This is a genomic window from Butyricimonas sp. Marseille-P2440 (genome assembly GCF_900091675.1).
Classification (GTDB): Bacteria; Bacteroidota; Bacteroidia; order Bacteroidales; family Marinifilaceae; genus Butyricimonas; species Butyricimonas synergistica.
In genome coordinates this window covers 1,408,318-1,424,380 of sequence record NZ_LT594610.1, presented here as the reverse complement: position 1 = coordinate 1,424,380, position 16,063 = coordinate 1,408,318, and the positions used below count along the sequence as shown (strand labels likewise).

The 16,063-nt window shown below is 46.8% G+C and carries 14 protein-coding genes and 1 pseudogene; 7 read left to right on the top strand and 8 right to left on the bottom strand.

The window, feature by feature from the left end:
* The first annotated feature begins 2 nt into the window (after positions 1–2).
* The 6 genes and pseudogenes from BN8899_RS17030 to BN8899_RS17005 all read left to right on the top strand — a co-directional run bounded on the left by BN8899_RS17030 (position 3) and on the right by BN8899_RS17005 (position 4,733).
* A complete protein-coding gene (locus tag BN8899_RS17030; RefSeq protein WP_065220285.1) occupies positions 3–434 on the top strand; it encodes a nitrophenyl compound nitroreductase subunit ArsF family protein in 432 nt (143 codons plus the stop codon).
* 8 nt (positions 435–442) lie between these two features.
* A complete protein-coding gene (locus BN8899_RS17025; protein ID WP_065220284.1) occupies positions 443–1,147 on the top strand; it encodes an aromatic aminobenezylarsenical efflux permease ArsG family transporter in 705 nt (234 codons plus the stop codon).
* A gap of 11 nt (positions 1,148–1,158) precedes the next feature.
* Entirely contained in the window at positions 1,159–1,491 is a 333-nt protein-coding gene (gene arsD / locus BN8899_RS17020; protein ID WP_026207225.1) for an arsenite efflux transporter metallochaperone ArsD, read from the top strand.
* Positions 1,492–1,493: 2 nt separating this feature from the next.
* Positions 1,494–2,997, top strand: a pseudogene (locus tag BN8899_RS17015) (TRC40/GET3/ArsA family transport-energizing ATPase).
* A gap of 10 nt (positions 2,998–3,007) precedes the next feature.
* Positions 3,008–4,093, top strand: coding sequence for an ACR3 family arsenite efflux transporter (gene arsB / locus BN8899_RS17010; protein ID WP_065220283.1), 1,086 nt, complete (start codon positions 3,008–3,010; stop codon positions 4,091–4,093).
* 172 nt (positions 4,094–4,265) lie between these two features.
* On the top strand, positions 4,266–4,733 hold the full coding sequence (locus BN8899_RS17005; RefSeq protein ID WP_018336337.1) for a thioredoxin family protein: 468 nt from the start codon (positions 4,266–4,268) through the stop codon (positions 4,731–4,733).
* A gap of 272 nt (positions 4,734–5,005) precedes the next feature.
* On the opposite strand, the gene ftcD is transcribed toward BN8899_RS17005, so the two are convergent.
* The 8 genes from ftcD to purH form a co-directional block, all read right to left on the bottom strand.
* The gene (gene ftcD / locus BN8899_RS16995; RefSeq protein ID WP_065220282.1) at positions 5,006–6,706 is read right to left on the bottom strand and encodes a glutamate formimidoyltransferase; all 1,701 of its coding nucleotides are present in this window, start codon (positions 6,704–6,706) and stop codon (positions 5,006–5,008) included.
* A gap of 146 nt (positions 6,707–6,852) precedes the next feature.
* Complete coding sequence (gene hutI, locus BN8899_RS16990; protein WP_065220281.1) at positions 6,853–8,106, bottom strand: imidazolonepropionase; 1,254 nt, start codon at positions 8,104–8,106, stop codon at positions 6,853–6,855.
* 63 nt (positions 8,107–8,169) lie between these two features.
* Entirely contained in the window at positions 8,170–9,594 is a 1,425-nt protein-coding gene (gene rodA, locus BN8899_RS16985) for a rod shape-determining protein RodA (protein WP_018336341.1), read from the bottom strand.
* Positions 9,587–11,431: a penicillin-binding protein 2 gene (mrdA, locus tag BN8899_RS16980; protein ID WP_018336342.1), complete on the bottom strand. Its 1,845-nt coding sequence runs from the start codon at positions 11,429–11,431 to the stop codon at positions 9,587–9,589. Before mrdA ends, rodA begins: the two co-directional genes overlap by 8 nt.
* A 35-nt stretch (positions 11,432–11,466) precedes the next feature.
* Entirely contained in the window at positions 11,467–11,973 is a 507-nt protein-coding gene (locus BN8899_RS16975) for a hypothetical protein (protein ID WP_018336343.1), read from the bottom strand.
* Entirely contained in the window at positions 11,966–12,793 is an 828-nt protein-coding gene (gene mreC / locus BN8899_RS16970) for a rod shape-determining protein MreC (protein WP_065220280.1), read from the bottom strand. The genes BN8899_RS16975 and mreC overlap by 8 nt, the downstream gene beginning before the upstream one ends.
* 4 nt (positions 12,794–12,797) lie before the next feature.
* Positions 12,798–13,820: a rod shape-determining protein gene (locus tag BN8899_RS16965; RefSeq protein ID WP_018336345.1), complete on the bottom strand. Its 1,023-nt coding sequence runs from the start codon at positions 13,818–13,820 to the stop codon at positions 12,798–12,800.
* 8 nt (positions 13,821–13,828) lie between these two features.
* Positions 13,829–15,367, bottom strand: coding sequence for a bifunctional phosphoribosylaminoimidazolecarboxamide formyltransferase/IMP cyclohydrolase (gene purH / locus BN8899_RS16960; RefSeq protein WP_018336346.1), 1,539 nt, complete (start codon positions 15,365–15,367; stop codon positions 13,829–13,831).
* Between the two features lie 199 nt (positions 15,368–15,566).
* Here purH and BN8899_RS16955 point away from each other — a divergent pair, with 199 nt between their 5' ends.
* Positions 15,567–16,052 (top strand): hypothetical protein, encoded by a 486-nt coding sequence (locus BN8899_RS16955; protein WP_065220279.1) that lies wholly within the window; start codon positions 15,567–15,569, stop codon positions 16,050–16,052.
* Positions 16,053–16,063: the final 11 nt, after the last annotated feature.

The window sequence follows — 16,063 nt, the reverse complement described above, 5'->3', positions numbered from 1 at the left end:
GCATGAAGGCAGTATTGTATGTATGTATTGTTTTGATTGCCACTGCCTGTGGCAATACTAAAAAGTCGAAGACAACCGATTCACCCCATCAAGAAAGGAAAGACCGGGTGGAGGTGCTTTATTTTCACGGGAAGCAACGCTGCCTCACCTGCAATGCGATCGAGAAACTTTCAAAAGAAGTGGTGGATTCGCTGTTTGCCAAGGAATTGAAAGAGGGCAGAGTGATCTACAAGACTATCGATATTTCTGAAAAAGAAAATGAAGTGTTAGCAGACAAGTACGAGGTTACCTGGTCGTCGCTCTTTATTAATAAATGGAAAGAGAACAAAGAAACGCCGGTAAACATGACCGAATTTGCATTTACCCATGCCACGGGTTCGCCCGCGACATTTAAAGAAAGGGTGAAAAAGAAGATTGAAGAACAACTCAAATAAAAAAGGGTATGGAATTTTTACACTCACTTCTGGAAAACAGTCATGTTCCGATCTTCACGGCATTTATCCTGGGGCTATTAACCGCTGTAAGTCCTTGCCCGCTAGCGACGAATATCACAGCCATCGGGTACATCAGCAAAGATATCGAGAGCCGCCATCGGATATTCTGGGGTGGCATCCTATACACGCTGGGGCGGGTGATTGCTTACACGGCACTGGGTGTCGTCCTCATATCAATTCTCCGGGAGGGGGCAAGTATGTTTGCCATCCAAAAAGCGGTCAGCCGTTACGGGGAGATGTTGGTGGCTCCGGCTTTAATACTCGTGGGGTTGTTCATGCTTTTCGGTAACCGCCTGAATCTGCCTAAATTCGGTTTCTCCGGTGGAGGCAACTGGAAACGAAAGGGGGGAACCGGAGCGTTGTTGCTAGGTGTACTTTTCTCGCTGGCATTTTGTCCCACGAGCGGGGTTTTCTATTTCGGGATGTTGATCCCCCTGTCTGCCGCCGAGGCGGGCGGTTACCTTTTGCCTGCCGTGTATGCCGTGGCAACCGGTCTGCCCGTGATTACCGTGGCTTGGATATTGGCGTATAGCGTTGCCGGGCTCGGGAAATTCTACAACCGGGTACAGGTTTTCCAGAAATGGTTCAACCGCGTGGTGGCGATACTGTTTATTCTTGTCGGAATTTATTATGCTGTAATGTATTATTTTTAAAACAATAGAATATGAAAACAATAGAAATTTTTGACCCAGCCATGTGCTGTCCCACGGGATTGTGCGGTCCGAATATAAACCCGGAACTGTTCCGGATAGCGGTGGTTCTTGAAACTTTGAAACGGAAAGGAATACTGGTTGCCCGCCATAATTTGAGGGACGAACCGCAATTGTACGTGTCAAACAAAATCGTCAATGATTACCTGATGGAACACGGGGTAGACGGATTGCCCGTGACGCTGGTAGATAACAAGATCGAGGTGATGGGCAGTTACCCTACCACAGACCAGTTAAGTGAATGGACAGGAATTAATTTGAACGATATACCGGAAATAAACAATTGATTATGGAAACATTGGATATAACGAAAATTGCTCTCACGAAGTATTTATTTTTCACGGGCAAGGGCGGCGTGGGAAAGACGTCCATCGCTTGTGCCACTGCCGTCGGGTTGGCTGACAGGGGCAAGAGAATATTGCTGATTAGCACCGATCCTGCGTCGAATTTACAGGATGTTTTCGAACAAGAATTGAACGGTCACGGCACGGACATTTCCGGTGTTCCGGGATTAACGGTTGTAAACCTCGACCCGGAGCAAGCTGCCGCCGAATACAGGGAGAGCGTGATCGCTCCTTACCGGGGAAAGCTACCGGAAAGCGTGATTCGCAACATGGAGGAACAACTCTCCGGCTCATGCACGGTGGAGATTGCGGCTTTCAATCAATTCTCCGATTTTATCACCGACCGGGAAAAGCAGGAGAGGTACGACCATATCCTGTTCGACACGGCACCCACGGGTCACACCTTGAGAATGTTACAACTTCCTTCCGCGTGGAGTACTTTTATCAACGAGAGTACTCACGGGGCATCCTGCCTGGGACAATTATCCGGGTTGGAAGAGCGCAAAGGAGTCTATCAACAAGCCGTCAAGACGCTTGCCGATCCGGGGACTACACTCCTCGTGCTTGTCAGCCGTCCGGACAAATCGCCTTTGCAGGAGGCGGCACGTTCTTCCCGAGAGTTGCAATTGTTGGGTATCGAGAATCAATTCTTGATTGTCAACGGCGTGCTGCAACAAGCGGACGAACGGGATGATATTTCCTGCCAGTTACGAAACCGTCAACAGGAAGCATTGCAGGGGATGCCCGAAACGTTGAAAGGCTTTCCCGCGTACAGCGTGCCACTCCGGTCTTATAACCTCTCGAATGTTGCCGCCATTCGCCGGATGCTTTCCGAAGACGACCTCCTCTTCGGGGTTCCTTACAAACCTTTGGAAGGAGGGAAGAGATTGGATGATCTCGTGCATGATTTATACACTTCCGGTAAGCGGGTCATTTTCACCATGGGGAAAGGCGGTGTCGGTAAAACAACTCTGGCGACCCGAATCGCAATGGGGTTAAATTCCTTTGGGGCAAAGGTTCATCTAACGACGACCGACCCGGCGAATCATCTTAATTACGATATAGTGACACGTGAAGGCATAGAGGTCAGCAAAATCGACGAGTCCGAAGTATTGGAAGCCTACAAAAACGAGGTGCGTGACAAAGCACGGGAAAATTTCCGGGGCAGTAGCCAAACTCCTGCCCAGATTGCGTAACCCGGACGAAACGGAAGTCGTGATCGTGACCTTGCCCGAAGCCACGCCCGTGTTCGAGGCGGAACGTCTGCAACAAGATTTGCATCGTGCCGGAATTCACAACAAGTGGTGGGTCGTGAACTCCTGTTTATCCTTGACACGGACAACAAATCCTTTCTTGCAGGCGAAGGCGGCGAGTGAATTGGGGTGGATCGGGAAGGTGAATGAATTATCCGGGAATAACACCGCCCTGGTAGAATGGCAAAATCTATAAATACGCACGTATGAAAAATAAAGAAGGAATACAGTTTTTCGAGCGATTTCTGTCACTTTGGGTCGCCCTCTGTATCGTGGTCGGCATCGCTGTCGGGCAATGGCTGCCCGCGGTGCCGGCAACATTAAGCCGTTTCGAGTACGCTAATGTTTCTATTCCCGTGGCTATCCTTATTTGGTTGATGATCTACCCGATGATGTTGAAAGTCGATTTTCGCAGCGTGCGGAATGTCGGGCGTCGCCCGAGAGGGATCGTGATTACTTGCATGACGAATTGGTTGATCAAACCATTCACCATGTTTGCTATTGCTTACTTGTTCTTTCACGTGATTTTCAAGACTTTTATCCCTGCCGACCTGGCGGGTGAGTATCTCGCGGGAGCCGTGTTGCTGGGGGCTGCCCCCTGTACGGCGATGGTATTCGTGTGGAGCTACCTGACACGGGGGGATGCCGCTTACACGCTTGTTCAAGTAGCCGTCAATGACTTGATTATACTCGTTGCCTTTGCCCCGCTTGTGGCTTTTTTGCTGGGAGTGGGAGGGATCGCCGTACCGTGGGATACGCTTTTGTTTTCTGTCATCCTTTTCGTGGTTATCCCGCTTCTGGCAGGTATAATCACCCGTGTGACCGTTATAAAAAGGCGTGGAACAGCGTATTTTAATCATGTTTTTGTGAAGCGTTTCGATAATCTCACCATGGGAGGTTTATTACTGACTTTGGTTATTCTTTTTTCATTTCAAGGAAAAATCATTTTGGGCAATCCGTTTCATATTATATTGATCGCGATTCCCCTGGTTATCCAGACGATATTGATTTTCTTTGTCGCTTACGGTTGGGCTAAATGGTGGAAACTCCCGCACGAGGTTGCGGCTCCTGCCGGAATGATCGGGGCGAGCAATTTCTTCGAGTTGGCTGTTGCGATGGCGATCTCTTTATTCGGTTTACAATCCGGGGCAGCTTTGGTGACTGTTGTCGGGGTGCTTGTTGAAGTGCCGGTTATGCTTGCTTTGGTGCGAATAGCAAACCGAACCCGAAAATGGTTTCCGGTGGTAGAATATAATCTGGATGCGATATACACGGGAGAGGAAAAACGTTAGCTTGCCCTTGTGCTATGGCTTGTCTTGATTATTTTCGGGGTAAATATAGAGTTGAAACGTACCATGATGGGAAATCATCGATGTTGTAGCGAAGATGCTATCTTTATACTGTGTTCTTGATCAAGAGGAGATATAATCAGCGAATGCCAGGTGAACTTTAAATGAATTAATAATGAAAGCACGTGTTCAGAGTTATATATATGTTATCAGTATTCTCGTGTTACTGGGAAGCTTGTTTCTTCTAAGGGGGAATATCAGTCGTTTCCTCTCGGGGATGCAGGTAAAAAATAGTACGACTGAGAAAAATGAAGCGATAGCCGATACGATTGCCCGGCGATACAATTACAACCGGAACGGCAGTGATTACCAGATTACTTTCCTGGAGTTCGGGGCAACTACCTGCCATTCCTGCAAACTTATGGAAAAAGTCCTGGATGAAGTACGCGAACGTTACGTGGGTAAAGTAAATGCCGTGTTTATTAACGTGACACTTCCCGAGAATAAAGATATCGTGAAGCATTTTGGCATCGTGACGATCCCGGCTCAAGTACTACTTGACAGGAACGGGAAGGAGTATTTCCGCCACGAAGGGTATATTTCAGCGGTTGATTTAAGCAAACAATTCGAGATCCGGGAATAGCGGAAAGTGTCCTTGTCCGAGGGAGAAGAAAGGGTAACGAGGGAGAAGAAAGGGGGAAATAATCTCACTTTCACGAAATACTCGCCAATCAAAGATGCCTCACGGATGCTCGTGAAGGTCTTTGCACCGAAGTTGTACCGAAAATGTACCAAAGTTAACTTAGGATTTCTCCCTTATCACACCGGGTTCTCTCGGGGATTACCTCGGTAGCTTGATATAAAAATAGCTAGTTCATAATGAACTAGCTATTTTTATGTATAGATTTACTTGAATCAAATCTTGGAGTTCACAATATTTAAAATATCGGTTTCCATTTGTTTTGCCATTTCAACCACTCTTTCAGCTCTGGAAATGATATCGTTAGCATACTCTTTGTCGTCCAAGCCTGCCGCATTGATCTTCACGTTGAGGAATGCTCCGATAACCCCGGAACGGGCAGCCAAAGCACCAACCCCGGCGTCGGTTACGGAATTCGGGTTACCGATTTCAGCCATAGCTTTCACGACTTCCATGCACTCGTAACAGAGCATCATCGTTTTGAAAGGCACTTCGGTAGCGAACTTGGTTGCATCCTGAATGGCTTGATGACGTGCAGCCTTTTCTTCTTCCGATTTCTTGGGTAAGCTGAAGGCATCCATGATACGGTTGAAGGCGTTAGTATCCTCGTCAACCATTCTGATTAACTCAACCTGGTAAGCTTTTCCTCTTTCAGCCCAATTGCTGAATTCTTCCCAGCGTTCGTCCCAACCGCGCTTGTGCGAGGAAAGGTTGGCTACCATTGTGGCGAGGGAAGAAGCCAAAGCCCCCATGTAAGCAGAAATAGAACCACCTCCGGGTGCGGGTGACTCGGAAGCCGTTTCGTCAGCAAATTCGCGAAGGTTCATGTCGATCAGGAATTTCTTTCCCTGATTCATCTCGTCTTCCAGTATATACTCGATGATTTTCTTTCTCGGTTCAAAAGGATAAAGTTCATCCAGACCTAAAGATTTCACGGCTATTTTAATCAATTCCTTGTCGGAAACCCCGGTAGAGCGTTGTTGCTTGCGCAGGAAGTAACGTCCGGCATCCAACATGGCTTTCAATGGAATTACACCCACCAACTCGGAACCCGTTACACGAATACCGCGGTCTTGCGCCTTGCGGCATACTTCATCGAACGCCTCGTGCACGGAGGTTACGCTTATGTCCGTCAAGTTCATGGAGATTTGGGCGATTCCGTACTCCTCGATATACCAGCCGATAGCTTTTACTGATTTCAACGTTCCGGGGATCATCACGTTTTTACCATTCTCGTCTTTCACGATCTTCCCGGTAATAGGATTTCCTTCTCTCTTGGCACGTCCGCGTTCGCGCACGTCGAAAGCAATGGCATTAGCGCGGCGGGTAGAGGTGGAATTCAAGTTCACGTTGTAGGCTACCAGGAAATTGCGGGCTCCCACGGCTGTTGCCCCGGTCTTGGCTGTCCACTCGTTCAATTCACGGGGACCGAAATCCGGATGCCATTGCTCGCTGCTCAAACGCTCGCCCAAAGCCTCGTATTCTCCGGCACGGCAAGTAGCCAGATTCTTTCTCTCCGGCGTGAAAGCGGCGTTCTCGTAGCAATATACCGGAATATTCAATTCTTCCCCGATACGTTTTGCCAAAGCACGGGCGTATTCCACGGTTTCCTCCATGGTGATGTTTGACACGGGCACTAAAGGACACACGTCAGTAGCCCCGAAACGAGGATGCGCTCCTTTATGTTTTTTCATATCAATCAGTTCAGAGGCTTTCTTCACGGCACGGAAAGCGGCCTCGCAAACTTCTTCCGGCGTACCTACCATGGTTACTACCGTGCGGTTCGTTGCCTTGCCGGGATCCACGTCAATCAGACTAACTCCTTCAACAGCTTTAATTTCTGCCGTAATCTGGTCAATAATATGCATATCGTTCCCTTCACTGAAATTCGGAACGCATTCTATTAATTTTTTCATATCCTTGTTTAAATTGAAATTTACAATAAATTAAATACTACACTACTCGAATCTAAAATCATTAAATTTAAAATCAACTAAGGGTAGCGTATCCTGTACGCCTTCCGGATCCATATTTTCTTGTAATGCGAATACGGCATAGCGTGTCAGATTTGTTCCCCGTTCAAAAATACGGCTTCCACCAAGTCGCTTCCGTAAGCGTAGGGGAGATACTCAATACCCGTGATCGGGGTTGTGATGTAGAAATTAGCTTTCTTGCCCACGGCGATACTGCCGAGTTCGTCTTCGACACCCATGGCATATGCCGAGTTTATCGTGGTAGCGTTTATCACTTCTTCCGGCAACATCTTGTAATTGACACAACCGAGTGACATCACGAACTTCATGTTTCCGGAAGGAGAGGAGCCCGGGTTAAAATCGGATGCCAAGGCAACCGGTAACCCGGCATTGATCATGGAGCGCACGGGAGAATAAGGCATATTCAAGAAGAACGCGGCTCCCGGCAACACGGTCGGCATCGTTTCGCTTCCCTTCAAGGCGGCTATTTCTTCTTCACCCACGTACTCGAGGTGATCGACGGAAAGGGCGTTGTATTTAACCCCGACTTGGATACCACCCGAGTAATCCAGCTCGTTAGCGTGTATCTTCGCACGCATTCCGTACTTCATTCCGGCGTTCAGCATCCTGTCTGTATCCTCCACGGTGAAGAATCCCTTGTCACAGAATACGTCGATATAGTCGGCTAAATCTTCAGCCGCCACGGCGGGGATCATTTCATTGATGATTAAATCCACGTACTCGGTTTGCCGTCCCTTGTATTCCAGCGGTACGGCGTGAGCCCCCAGGAAGGTGGATTTTATAGTTAAAGGAGTTTCTTCCTTCAAGCGCCGGATGACTCTCAACATCTTGAGTTCGCTCTCGGTATCCAGACCGTAACCGCTCTTGACTTCCACGGCTCCGGTTCCCAGCGAGGCGATTTCTTGCAGGCGAGCATACGCCGAGTCGAACAGTTCCTGTTCGGACGCTTTGCGGATACGTTCGGCTGAATTCAGGATTCCGCCGCCCCTCTTGGCGATTTCTTCATAAGAGAGCCCCTTGATTTTGTCGATGTACTCGATTTCGCGGCTTCCGGCATACACGAGATGCGTGTGCGAATCGCAATAGGCGGGCAATACCAGGCGTCCCGTGGCATCGACTTCTTGCACCGTGTCGGCATTCTCGTATATATCATCCTGGTTCAATTCACTCATTTTCCCGAAAGCCTCGATACGGTCGCCGTCAATCAAGAGGTAGGCATCGTCAATCGTACCTAGTTTTGCCATATCGGCACCAGCCACCCATTTACGCGGTTCTTCTTCAACCTGAACGAGTTGCTTTATGTTGATAATTAATGTTTTCATCCTTTTCGTGTTTATTTCATTTGGGAACGAAAGTATTAAAAACCTTGAATATCCGCAAGAATTTTACCTGAATACTTGCAATCTGTTTGCGTCTAATCTCAAGAAGATGAAAATTAATATCGTGAACGACCAAAGGGAAGATCCCCCGTAACTGAAAAAGGGTAGAGGAATCCCGATCACTGGGGCAAAGCCGATAGTCATGCCGATGTTCACGGCAAGGTGGAAGAATAGGATGGAGGCGACCCCGTACCCGTATATCCTGGAAAAAGCCGAACGCTGGCGTTCAGCCATATTGATGATACGCAAGATAAAAGCCATGAACAACAATATAACAGCCGAACTCCCGAGGAATCCCCATTCTTCGCCCACAGTACAGAAAATAAAGTCGGTACTTTGTTCCGGTACGAAATTGAATTTTGTCAGTGTCCCCTCTAAAAAACCTTTCCCGGCAAATCCACCGGAACCGATAGTTATCTTAGACTGAATCACGTTGTAGCCGACACCCCTAGGGTCGACTTTTATTCCCAATAATTCATTGATACGGTCTTGCTGGTGGGGTTGCAAATGGTTGAAGGCGTAATCTACCGAAGGGGAAGCTCCCACGCAAAGCCAGGAAACAAAAAGCAAAGTGATCATGTGCTTCATTTTCCGCTTGTATATCGGGTACAAGACCGCAATACTCGTGATGATATACACGATCAGTAGCATATAATATTCTGAAATAGACAAGTGAAAAGCCCATTTCACCAGTGCGAACACCCCAAATCCCCCGGCAATAAAGACCATGAGATAAAAGAGTTCCTTGAGGTCATGGCGGTAATAATAGAATGCAATAAGCGTGCCGCCGATAATAATCATCAATACCGTAAAAGGAGTGTAGAGCAACGAGATAATGAATATGACCGCCACCACGAAGCAAAGTAACAGGATGGAACCGTACAATCCTTCCCGGAACAACACGAAGATAAGGCTACTGTACACGAGTGCCGACCCCGTGTCGTTTTGCAAGATAATAAGTCCTGCCGGAACGAGTATGATAATCCCGATCGTGAGCAGGCTAGAAAAACGCATGACCTTGAAGTTGTGGCGACTCATGATATAGGCAAGAGCCAGGCAGGTCGCGAATTTAGCGAACTCGGCAGGTTGGAATCCGAAATCCCCAAAGCCGAACCACGAACGCGAGCCTTTCACCTCCTTGCCGAATAGCAGAACGGCTATCAACAAGGCAACCATGAACCCGTAAATGACTAAAGAGAAAGAGGAATAAAATTTACTGTCCGTGAGCAGAACCAGGAATGCAAGCACGAAAGCCGCCCCGATCCAGATTAGTTGCTTGCCATACTTTTGCGATATATCCAAGATACTGCTATGATTTTCATCGTAAACGGCAGCATATATGTTTATCCATCCGATAAGCACCAGCAACACGTATAAAAGGATGGCAACCCAATCCAGATTTGCCAGTAATTTGTTGGATCTGCTATTCATCGCCTTTCTCGTTATTTTTAAGGTTTTCACTCTTGATTAAATTTGCCTCGAACATCTCCTTTTCAAGAGGCTTCTTCTTGTCGGAAATCTTCCCTTTCAAGTATTTCTCGATCATCAAACCGGCTATGGGCGCCGCGTAACGGGAGCCCCATACACCGTTCTCCACGTACACGATTAAGGCTATCTTGGGATTCTCGACTGGGGCGAAGGCAATAAACACGGAGTGGTCATCCCCGTGAGGATTTTGTACCGTCCCGGTCTTTCCCGCCATCGTGATGGAATCCACTTGTGCCCGGCGTCCGGTTCCTCCCTTGATAACCATTTGCATCCCTTCCACGATCGGTTCGTAATATTTCCGGTCGATAGGAATCTGGTGTTTCTCGATGCGCCCAGCCAATGAATCATTCAGTGGACGCACGATATGGGGGGTGATATAATATCCCCGGTTTGCCAGTACAGCTGCCAGGTTTGCCATTTGAATGGGAGTGATGAGCAATTCTCCTTGCCCGATGGAAAGGGAAATGATGTACGAGGCGTACCATTTTTGCGTCTTGAACACCTTGTCATACTTCTCTTGCGTGTATATCTCTCCCGAAACCTCATTCGAGAAATCGGGACATATCTTACTTCCAAAACCGAAGGATGTCACGTAATTTCTCCATTCATTGTAAGCGTTGCGCACGCTGCCGTATTCCGGTAATTCCAAAACTCGTTTAAAAACATTCACGTAATACGGGTTGCAAGAGTTCTCGATAGACGCAACCAAATCCACGGGCGAACTATGGTGGTGGCATTTCATGAATCTGCCTCCCACGATATAAGCCCCCCCGTTACACGTCGCCTGCGTATGTGGGGTAATGGCTTTTGTCTGTAACCCGATAAGGGCTTGAACCGTCTTGAATATAGATCCCGGGGGATATTGTGCCATGGTCGTTCTGTCGAACAAGGGATTCAAAGGGTCATTGAGCAATTTGGAATAGTTTTTTCCCCGTTCCAGCCCGACCATGAGTTGCGGGTCATATCCCGGACTGGACATTTTTACCAGAATCTCGCCCGTGCTCGGTTCTATTGCCACGATACCTCCTTTTTTATTCCGCATCAATTGGTACGCGTACTCTTGCAAATCGATATCTAAAGTGGTATGCAGGTTTTCCCCGACGATAGCTTCTTCGTCGTATTCCCCGTCGGCAAAAGACCCTTGTTTCCTGTTTTTATTGTCAACAAGCACGATCTGCTTGCCTTTAGTTCCTCGCAGGTGTTCCTCGTAAGTGCGTTCCAGCCCGCTCATTCCGACATAATCCCCGGGAGCGTAATAAGGATTCTTGGTGATTTGTTCCTGCGAAACCTCACTGATATACCCGAAGACATCCGCGGAGTGATTCACGTTATATTTCCGCAATGTTCTAGTTTGGGTATAAAAACCCGGATAACGGTATAGCTTTTCCTGGAGAATAGCGTATTTGTCTCCGGTGATCTGTGAAATCAATATGGAAGGCTTGTAGCGGGCATAACTTCTGCATTTCTGTATGCCTTTTTCCAAGTATTCCTTACTGATGTCCAAGATTGAAATTAATTCCAACGTGTCGAACTTTTTCACCTGATCCGGGATAATGAGCAGATCGTAGGCTGCCTGGTTGTCAACCAAAAGTTTGCCGTTACGATCATAAATCAATCCGCGTGCCGGATAGAGAGTTTCCGTGCGTTGAGAATTATTGTCCCCCATAATTTTGTAGGTGTCGTCTATCACTTGATAGTAGAACAACCGCAATATATATATGGCACACACCGTTATAATGATCCCTGATATGATCTCTTTCCTGTACCCGAACTTATTCATGCCAATATCCTGTTATTCTGTTGAAAAATACGATTTTATTGCTGTACCTTCTTGATTCCTATAAAATAGTAAAGCAAAATGAACAGCATGGAGATAAAGGTACTCAAAATAATCCGTATAATCGTGATGCCTATATCATTAAAAGTGAAAGCCTCGGCGAAGACTAGGACTATATTGAAAAACAGGGTGGATAGAAAAGAATATTTTAGAAACCACCTGAAATCTTCTAGTCGCAACGTCCCGTGCGCTTCATCCAACTCTTCCCGTGTAGAAGTCAGTAACAGCAGGCGAGGGCGGATGTAAGCCAAGAAAGTAGAGGCTGCCGCGTGAATCCCCACCGTGTTGTCCGCCAAGTCCATCAGGAATCCCAAGAGGAACCCGAATAGAAGTAATGGTATACCTTTCACCTTGTATGGCAGAATGAAAATGGCAAGAATGTAGATATTGATATAGAAATAAGAGCCAAGGTGGATATTATCCACGATCACGATCTGAAGAATCGATAAAATCAGTAAATGGATCAGATAATTTACATTATTCATGATAGTTTATGGCTTCTAACAGGTTTTGCTCGTTCTTCTTGTCATTATCGATCACGTACACGTGACTCAAGCGTTTAAAGTCAACCGCTAATCTCACTTTTATTTTCAAAAAATTAGCCGTTTCCTTGTCTACCGATTCCACGTAACCCACGACAATGCCTTCCGGGAAAATCTTGGAAAGCCCGGAGGTCACGATCGTATCTCCCTCGGTTACCTCCACGTGATAGGGGACATCGTTCAAGTAAGAATAACGGTAATTATCGCCATCCCATTGCATGGAACCGTAATAATTGTTTTTCTTTATCTTGGCTGATACTCTCGAAGCCACGTTGACCAATGGGATAACGATAGAATAGTTTTCGCTTATATCCTGAATTAACCCCACGACCCCGTCCGGTGAAGCCACGCCCATCTCTTTCTCGATGAAGTTTTTTCGCCCCCGGTCTATCGTGATGTAGTTTTTCATCCGGTTGAAAGTAGCGTTCACCACCTTCGCCCCGGTGTAATCGTAAACGGGTAGACTATCCTGTACAATCGTGCCCCTGACAACCGTATCCCTTAACACCTCGATCGCTTCCAAACGTTTCTTCAATTGAATGTTCTCGTTTGCAAGGGTTTCGTTAATCTCCTTTAACCGGAAATAATCTTTCACGTCGGTAGTCATCGACGAGATATTCCCGAATAGAGTAGAGGCATTTTGCGAGAAAATTTCTCTCTGATATTCGTTATGGCGAATAATCAGAGAGAAACTTACGATTTCCAGGAGTATAAAAATTATAGTAAAATGGTACTTTAATATAAGTTTTATAATCTCTTTCACATCACTATCTTATAAGGAATGAGAACCTATCTACATTCTTCAGCGCAATACCCGTACCCCGAGCCACGGCACGAAGCGGATCCTCGGCAATATGGAACGGAATATTCAGCTTGTCGGTCAACCGTTTGTCCAACCCGCGGAGCAATGCTCCACCTCCGGCAAGATAAATACCCTTGTTCACGATGTCGGCATACAATTCCGGCGGCGTTTGTTCCAGCGCGGCAAGAATGGCAATCTCTATCTTGGAAATGGATTTCTCGATACAATGTGCTATTTCTTGATAAGAGACGGGCACCTCTACCGGAAGCGAGGTCATCTGGTTGGGCCCCTGCACCACAAAGTCTGCTGGCGGTTCGTCCAGCTCGGAAAGTGCCGAACCTACATGGATCTTGATTTCCTCGGCAGTACGCTCACCGATCTTGATGTTGTGCTGATGCCTCATGTATTCTTGAATATCGTCCGTTAGATCGTCACCGGCAATGCGGATAGATTTGTTCGTCACGATACCGCCCAAGGAGATCACGGCAATCTCGGTAGTACCACCACCTATATCCACGATCATGTTTCCTTCCGGGGCTTCCACGTCCAAGCCGATACCCAGGGCGGCAGCCATGGGTTCGTAAATCATGTACACGTCACGTCCCCCGGCGTGTTCTGCCGAGTCGCGAACGGCACGCAATTCCACCTCAGTACTTCCCGAGGGGATACATACCACGATGCGCAGGGACGGGGAGAAGAACTTACTTTTCCCGTTTGCCATCTTGATCATTCCCCGGATCATCTGTTCCGCGGCGTTGAAATCCGCGATCACTCCGTCACGTAGAGGACGGATGGTCTTGATATACTCGTGTGTCTTACCCTGCATCTGGCGAGCTCTTTCGCCGATGGCAATTACTTTTTCAGTCTTTTTGTCGATAGCCACGATGGAAGGCTCGTTTACCACCATCTTATCATTCATGATGATAATGGTATTTGCCGTTCCCAAGTCTATCGCTATATCTTGTGTTAAAAAAGAAAACAAACCCATAGTCTAAATTAATGTTTGAAGTGTCTCATTCCTGTGAAAATCATCGCAATATTATATTTGTTCGCCGCATCGATCGAATCCTGGTCGTGGATAGACCCGCCGGGTTGAATGATCGCCGTGATACCTGCCTTGTGAGCGGCTTCCACGCAATCAGCGAACGGGAAGAAGGCATCTGATGCCATCACGCTGCCCGGGATGCGTTCACCTCCCTGACGGATAGCATTCTCTAAAGCCCATATCCGGCTGACTTGTCCGGGACCGACTCCTGTCGAGCATTTGTCTTTCGCTATCGCGATAGCGTTTGATTTCGTGTGTTTCACGATTTTCCACGCGAACAACATGTCTTCTAACTCTTTCTCTGTCGGACGACGGTTCGTCACGTACTGCAATTCTCCGCCCAGAAGCTGTAAATCCATATCTTGGATTAACAGTCCGCCCAGAACGGTCTTCGCTTTCGGATACGTGTAATCCCTCTTGGTAATATCGGATAATTGCAATAATCTCAAATTCTTTTTCTTCGCGAATATAGCCCGTGCTTCTTCAGAGAAGGAGGGTGCTACAATCACTTCCAAGAAGACGGGAGCCATCGCCTCCGCTGTAGCCTTGTCTATTTCCCGGTTCGCGGCAACAATACCGCCATAAATAGATACCGGATCAGCCTCGTACGCTTTTTTGAAAGCCTCCACCAGCGTGTCGGCACTCCCGACCCCGCAAGGATTGGCGTGTTTGGCTGCCACGATAGTCGGTTCGTCAAATTCCTTCAACGTTTCCAACGCCCCGTCGGTATCACCTATATTATTATAAGATAATTCTTTTCCCTGCAATTGGATGGCTCCCGGCAAGGTGCCTTCCGTTTCCTGCACTTGCGTGTAGAACGTGGCAGATTGATGGGGATTCTCCCCGTAACGAAGATCCTGCTTTTTCTCGTAAGTCAGCGTCAGCGTCTTCGGAGATTGGATATTCAATCTCTTTGAAAAATAGTTGGCAATTAGAGCATCATAGTGTGAAGTATGAATAAACACTTTCGCTGCTAATAATTCTTTCATCTCGAGAGAAGTATCTCCATGTGCTTGAAGTTCTTCTATCACCTTGCCATAGTCCTCCGGATCGGTAATTACCGTCACGAAAGGATAGTTCTTAGCGGCAGCCCGAATCATGGTAGGACCACCGATGTCAATATTTTCAATGATTTCCTCGTGGGAAACCCCTGCTTTTAAAATAGTTTCCTTGAACGGATATAGATTACAAACGACCATATCGATAGGTTCAATTCCTAACTCGGTCATTTGCTGCTGATGCTTTTCGTTGTCCCTGATGGCTAAAATACCTCCTTCAACATTCGGGTGGAGAGTTTTTACTCTACCGTCAAAACACTCTGGAAATCGGGTAATATCTGAAATATCTTTCACGTCTATTCCTTCTTCCTTTAGCTTCTTGGATGTGCCTCCGGTAGAAATAATTTCCCAACCCATAGAATTTAGCGATTTAGCAAAATCAACAATCCCACTTTTGTCAAATACACTGATTAATGCTCTTTTCGTTCTCATCCGGATATTCTGTTTTTAAGTATGAACGTAATATTACTTTGCTGACAAAGGTAAAAAAAAGAATAGTATTTTATTAAATAAAAAATGGTTTCGTGCAATATTTTTCTGTCGATCGTTTCCGGGTGTTCAAAAAATACGTATATTTGATAAAATTTTAGGTTCCACGAGAGGCTTAAAAAGCCAATTATATACTGATATTATGAGTGATAACGGTCTTGACTTAATTATTTACATAGCACTGACTCTGGGTGCCAGTGCACTGGGGTTAATTAAATCCGCCAAGGAAAAAAAGGCAAAAGGCACACACCCGGAAGTACATCAACCGGAAGAGTTCTTCGATGAATCGGAAGACGATACGGTTATTATCACCCAACAACCTGAAATCTTCAAGCCGGAAGAGATTTTTCAACCCGTGTGGCATAACGAAGAGCTTTCCGAAAAAATGGAAAAAGAAAAGGAGGAAAGCATCACCGGTTTCGGACGTACTGACGAAGAACGTTACGCCATGCTGGAAAAGATGCAACAGGAAAGCCGGAAATCCCGCGTAAAAAGAGCTTCAATTTTACTTGAAGAGGCAGAACAAGAATTGTCTAACAAGCAACAAAACAACACAACCGATAATCATTTTGAATTCGATATTCGCCAGGCGATTATAGCCAGTGAAATTTTAAATCGGAAATATTAACCTGCAACGGC

Excerpts from the sequence above, each read along its gene's own strand:
- BN8899_RS17030 (WP_065220285.1), top strand. The coding sequence starts at position 3 with ATGAAGGCAGTATTGTATGTATGTATTGTTTTGATTGCCACTGCCTGT.
- BN8899_RS16975 (WP_018336343.1), bottom strand. The coding sequence starts at position 11,973 with ATGAATAATGTAAATTATCTGATCCATTTACTGATTTTATCGATTCTT.
- BN8899_RS16965 (WP_018336345.1), bottom strand. The coding sequence starts at position 13,820 with ATGGGTTTGTTTTCTTTTTTAACACAAGATATAGCGATAGACTTGGGA.
- arsD (WP_026207225.1), top strand. The coding sequence starts at position 1,159 with ATGAAAACAATAGAAATTTTTGACCCAGCCATGTGCTGTCCCACGGGA.
- BN8899_RS17005 (WP_018336337.1), top strand. The coding sequence starts at position 4,266 with ATGAAAGCACGTGTTCAGAGTTATATATATGTTATCAGTATTCTCGTG.
- mrdA (WP_018336342.1), bottom strand. The coding sequence starts at position 11,431 with ATGAATAAGTTCGGGTACAGGAAAGAGATCATATCAGGGATCATTATA.
- hutI (WP_065220281.1), bottom strand. The coding sequence starts at position 8,106 with ATGAAAACATTAATTATCAACATAAAGCAACTCGTTCAGGTTGAAGAA.
- BN8899_RS17025 (WP_065220284.1), top strand. The coding sequence starts at position 443 with ATGGAATTTTTACACTCACTTCTGGAAAACAGTCATGTTCCGATCTTC.
- purH (WP_018336346.1), bottom strand. The coding sequence starts at position 15,367 with ATGAGAACGAAAAGAGCATTAATCAGTGTATTTGACAAAAGTGGGATT.
- rodA (WP_018336341.1), bottom strand. The coding sequence starts at position 9,594 with ATGAATAGCAGATCCAACAAATTACTGGCAAATCTGGATTGGGTTGCC.
- arsB (WP_065220283.1), top strand. The coding sequence starts at position 3,008 with ATGAAAAATAAAGAAGGAATACAGTTTTTCGAGCGATTTCTGTCACTT.
- BN8899_RS16955 (WP_065220279.1), top strand. The coding sequence starts at position 15,567 with ATGAGTGATAACGGTCTTGACTTAATTATTTACATAGCACTGACTCTG.
- ftcD (WP_065220282.1), bottom strand. The coding sequence starts at position 6,706 with ATGAAAAAATTAATAGAATGCGTTCCGAATTTCAGTGAAGGGAACGAT.